Here is a 4,588-nt window from a genome sequence, read left to right as displayed (position 1 = left end):
GCGCTCAGGGTATCGTGCGGCGAAGTGAAGGGCGATCGCGCCACCGACGGCGATGCCGGCAAGCGCGACCTGGCCCGCAACCCCGATTGCATCGAGCAGCGCGGCGATATCCCCGGCCATGGTATCGAGGCCAAGCTCGCCGCGCGCCTTCTGCGACATGCCAGCCCCGCGGGTGTCATAACGCAGGACGCGGCGGGATTCGGCGAACCGCGGCGCGAGTTCGTCAAAGCTTTCGAGCGAGCCACCCATTTCGTGCACCAGCACCAATGTGCGGTCGCCGCTGCCGCTCAGCTCGTAGCGCAGGCCAACGCCATCCAGTTCAATGAAATCCATGCCGCGCCCTCCCGGCTGATTTTTATTGTTTTCGGACCCATCCGTAGGTGACGGCTCGTCAGGCCCGCGATCCGCGTGCTGACGATATTGGAGGCGACACGAATTCCAAATGAAATTCCGGGAAGTCCGGGCATTCCTCCCATCTGCCCGCAGAAGGCTGGCCGCAGCCGTTGCATCGCGCGCGACCCGCGGCGTTCTAGCTCGCCGTCGCCTCCCAGCTGCCGCGCGGCGTTCACCGGAGCCGGATGCGGCGTTCGGCCTGAAGCCAGTCAGGACTGCTCCATGATGATCCCTGGGACAATCGGGGAGGCATCGGCGAACAAATCGACCTCGGGTCGGAGCGGCAACTTCTCCGGTTCATCGTTGCCAATTGCCTCCCGCTCTGCCATAAGCGCAGCCTTCCGTTGCCCGGCTGATTAAGGGCTGCCGTGGCGACGATTTTGTGCGGGTTCTTTCCCAGACGGAAAAACCAGAGCACTTTCAACGCTCTAACGAGCATTTTAGCCGCGAGAACGCCGCTTTCGGCGCGTTTGTCCGTGGCTTTGAGGAGAGCCAAATGCCCAAGCTGAAGACCAAGTCAGGCGCCAAAAAGCGCTTCAAGGTGACTGCCACCGGCAAGGTGATGCATGCCCAGCGCGGCAAGCGCCACGGCATGATCAAGCGGACCAAGAAGCAAATTCGTCAGCTCCGGGGCACCCGCGTGCTGTTCAAGACCGACGGCGATAACATCAAGAAATACTTCCTGCCGAACGCCTGATCGCGTCCGCGATTGCAAGCCGGGCCGCGTCCGCGCGGCTGATCCGTCACCTCTTCATCTTCAAGGACAACAGTCATGTCTCGCGTCAAACGCGGTGTGACCTCTCACGCCAGACACAAGAAAGTCTACAAGGCCGCCAAGGGATTTTCCGGCCGCCGCAAGAACACCATCCGCGCCGCCAAGGCCGCCGTCGACAAGGCTGGTCAATACGCCTTCCGCGATCGCAAGCGCAAGAAGCGGACCTTCCGCGCGCTCTGGATCCAGCGCCTCAACGCCGCAGTACGTCCGTTCGGCATGACTTACAGCCGCTTTATCGACGGCCTGTCCAAATCGGGCATGACGGTGGACCGCAAGGTGCTGTCGGACCTCGCTATCCATGAGCCCGCGGCGTTCGAAGCCATTGCTACGAAGGCCAAGGCGGCGCTGGCGGCCTGAACGCCTGCGGGGCGATCATTTCGTCTCGATCGCCCGGCGTGAACAACGCCGGGCGATCTCGGCGTAAGACGTGTTGCCGAATTCGCAAGCCTCGAACAGCCTGATCGCGCGCTCGCCCCCGGGGCGCGGCGCTGATCGCGCGGGCGATCTCGTCCGATGTGATCGGTTTGTCGCGGCAGAAGGCGGCGAGCACGGTTCAACGCCGCCAAATGCCGGCTTCGGCTTGACGTTTCGGCCTTGACGTTTCGGCCCCGAGACAGCGACAACTCGGCCACGTCAGCCGCCTCACAGAAGCCAGAGATTAAAGCCGTGTCCGACCTCGCAACGCTCGAAAAGTCCATCCTTGCGCAGATTGCCGCCGCGGGCGATGAGCCCGCCCTGGAGGCCGTGCGCGTCGCCGCGCTGGGCAAGAAGGGCTCGATCTCGGCCCTGCTCGCGACACTCGGCAAGATGTCGCCGGATGAGCGCAAGACCCAAGGCGCCGCGATCAATCTCGCCAAGGACAAGGTCACCCAGGCACTCGGCGCGCGCCGTGAGCTGCTGCGATCGGCCGCCCTCGACGCACGCCTGGCGAGCGAGACCGTCGACGTCACGCTGCCGGTGCGAGACCCCGTCGTCGAGCAAGGCCGGGTCCATCCGCTCAGCCAGGTGCTGGACGAGCTGACGACGATCTTTGCCGACATGGGCTTCTCGATCGCCGAAGGCCCGGACATCGAGACCGACGATTACAACTTCACCAGGCTGAATTTCCCAGAGGGCCACCCGGCGCGGGAAATGCATGACACCTTCTTCTTCCAGCCGAAGCCGGACGGTTCGCGCATGCTGCTGCGTACCCACACCTCGCCGGTGCAGGTGCGCACCATGCTGACCCAGAAGCCGCCGATCCGCGTGATCTGCCCGGGCCGCACCTACCGGATCGATTCGGATGCGACCCACACACCGCAGTTCCACCAGGTCGAAGGCCTCGTGGTCGACAAGGGCTCGCATCTCGGTCATCTCAAATGGATTCTGCACGAGTTCTGCAAGGCCTTCTTCGAGGTCGATCACCTCAACATGCGCTTCCGGCCGTCGTTCTTCCCGTTCACCGAGCCGTCGCTCGAGGTGGACATCCAGTGCCGGCGCGACAAGGGCGAAATCCGCTTCGGCGAGGGCGAGGACTGGCTGGAGATCCTGGGCTGCGGCATGGTGCATCCGAACGTGCTGCGCGCCTGCGGCATCGATCCGGACCAATATCAGGGCTTTGCCTGGGGCATGGGCATCGATCGCATCGCGATGCTGAAATATGGCATGAGCGATCTCCGCCAATTGTTTGAGAGTGACGTGCGCTGGCTCTCGCATTACGGCTTCAAGCCGCTCGATATCCCCTCGCTTGCCGGAGGGCTCAGTTCGTGAGTCTCGCGACCACCGCCGTTGCGGCGAGAGCCCCGACCCTAACCCTCCCCCGCGAGCGGGGGAGGGAGCAGACTTGATCGCGGGGAAACAGCGTCCATGAAGTTCACCCTGTCCTGGCTGAAGGAACATCTCGACACCGACGAACCGGTGGAGAAGCTCGCCGACAAGCTCACCATGATCGGGCTCGAGGTCGAGCACATCGAGGACAAGGCCAAGGCCTTGGCGCCGTTCACGATCGCGCGGGTGATTTCGGCCGAGCAGCATCCGAATGCCGACCGTCTGCGGATTTGCATGGTCGATACCGGCGACGGTGCCAGCCCGGTGCAGGTGGTCTGCGGCGCGCCGAACGCGCGCGCGGGCCTCGTCAGCGTATTCTCGCCACCCGGCACCTTCATTCCCGGCAAGAATATCACGCTCGGCGTCGGCACCATCCGCGGCGTCGAAAGCCGCGGCATGCTGTGCTCGGAAGCCGAGCTTCAGCTTTCGGAGAATCACGACGGGATCATGGAGCTGCCGGCGGATGCGCCGGTCGGAAAGGCTTATGCCGCGTGGGCCGGCCTCGGCGATCCCACCTTCGAGATCAACCTGACGCCGAACCGGCCGGATTGCACGGGGGTGCACGGCATCGCACGCGACCTGTCGGCCGCCGACATGGGCAAGTTCAGGGACCCCGGCATCAAGCCGGTGAAGGGCGAGTTCCGCTGCCCGGTGAACGTGACCGTGGAAGACGAAAGCCTGTGTCCGGGATTCGCACTGCGGCTGGTGCGCGGCGTCAAGAACGGCGCCTCGCCGCAATGGCTGCAGAAGCGCCTGACCTCGATCGGGCTGCGTCCGATCAACGCGCTGGTCGATATCACCAACTTCATGACCTTCGATCGCGCGCGGCCGCTGCACGTCTTTGACGCCAAGAAGGTCGGGGGCAATCTCGTCGTGCGCCGCGCCCAAGATGGCGAGACGCTGCTCGCGCTCGACGGCCGCACTTATGCACTCGACCACAACATGTGCGTGATCGCGGACGATCACGGCGTCGAATCGCTGGCGGGCATCATGGGCGGCGAGGCCTCGGGCTGCGACGAGGGCACGACCGACGTGCTGATCGAATCGGCGTTGTGGAACGAAATCAACATCGCGCAGACCGGCCGCAAGCTCGGTATCAATTCGGATGCGCGCTATCGCTTCGAGCGCGGCGTCGACCCCGCCTTCATGGTTCCCGGGCTCGAACTTGCGACCCGCATGGTGATGGAACTATGCGGCGGCACGGCGTCGGAAACGATCGTGGTCGGCAACGCCCATGGCGATGACCGCGTGATCGATTTTCCGCTTGCCGAGGTGAAGCGGCTCGCCGGCATCGACGTGCCGCTGCCGGAGATGCGCAGTATCTTGAGCCGGCTCGGTTTCATGATGGCCGGCACCGGCGCAACGATGAAGGTCGCAATTCCCTCCTGGCGCTCCGACGTGCACGGCAAGGCCGATATCGTCGAAGAGATCGTCCGCATCGTCGGCGTGGACAAGGTGCCGGAAACGCCGTTCGAGCGCGGAGAGGCGGCGCGCAAGCCGGTGCTGACGCCAATCCAGCTGCGGACCCGCCGCGCCAAGCGCGCGCTCGCCGCGCGCGGCATGGTCGAGGCGGTGACGTGGTCGTTCATCGCAAGGCCTGCCGCCGAATTGTTC

At 64.6% G+C, this 4,588-nt stretch carries 5 protein-coding genes; 4 read left to right on the top strand and 1 reads right to left on the bottom strand.

Going from position 1 to position 4,588, the window contains the following annotated elements:
* Positions 1-333, bottom strand: a 333-nt coding sequence (locus tag WCB02_RS01885) for an alpha/beta fold hydrolase (protein WP_423955745.1), incomplete at its 3' end; no start/stop codon positions are given.
* Between the two features lie 556 nt (positions 334-889).
* On the opposite strand from WCB02_RS01885, the gene rpmI reads away from it, so the two are divergent.
* The 4 genes from rpmI to pheT all read left to right on the top strand — a co-directional run.
* Positions 890-1,090, top strand: a complete 201-nt coding sequence (gene rpmI, locus WCB02_RS01880; protein WP_029585522.1) for a 50S ribosomal protein L35 — start codon at positions 890-892, stop codon at positions 1,088-1,090.
* 75 nt (positions 1,091-1,165) lie between these two features.
* Positions 1,166-1,525 carry a 50S ribosomal protein L20 gene (gene rplT, locus WCB02_RS01875; RefSeq protein ID WP_423955743.1) on the top strand — a complete coding sequence of 120 codons (360 nt, stop codon included), beginning with the start codon at positions 1,166-1,168 and terminating at the stop codon, positions 1,523-1,525.
* Between the two features lie 309 nt (positions 1,526-1,834).
* Positions 1,835-2,917 (top strand): phenylalanine--tRNA ligase subunit alpha, encoded by a 1,083-nt coding sequence (gene pheS, locus WCB02_RS01870; RefSeq protein ID WP_423955741.1) that lies wholly within the window; start codon positions 1,835-1,837, stop codon positions 2,915-2,917.
* Positions 2,918-3,013: 96 nt separating this feature from the next.
* Positions 3,014-4,588 (top strand): phenylalanine--tRNA ligase subunit beta (gene pheT / locus WCB02_RS01865; protein WP_423955739.1); only part of this gene is annotated, 1,575 nt, incomplete at its 3' end.

This window comes from Bradyrhizobium sp. (assembly GCF_049581145.1).
Classification (GTDB): Bacteria; Pseudomonadota; Alphaproteobacteria; order Rhizobiales; family Xanthobacteraceae; genus Bradyrhizobium.
The sequence above is the reverse complement of the archived record's forward strand: the minus strand, read 5'-3'. Positions and strand labels throughout refer to the sequence as shown.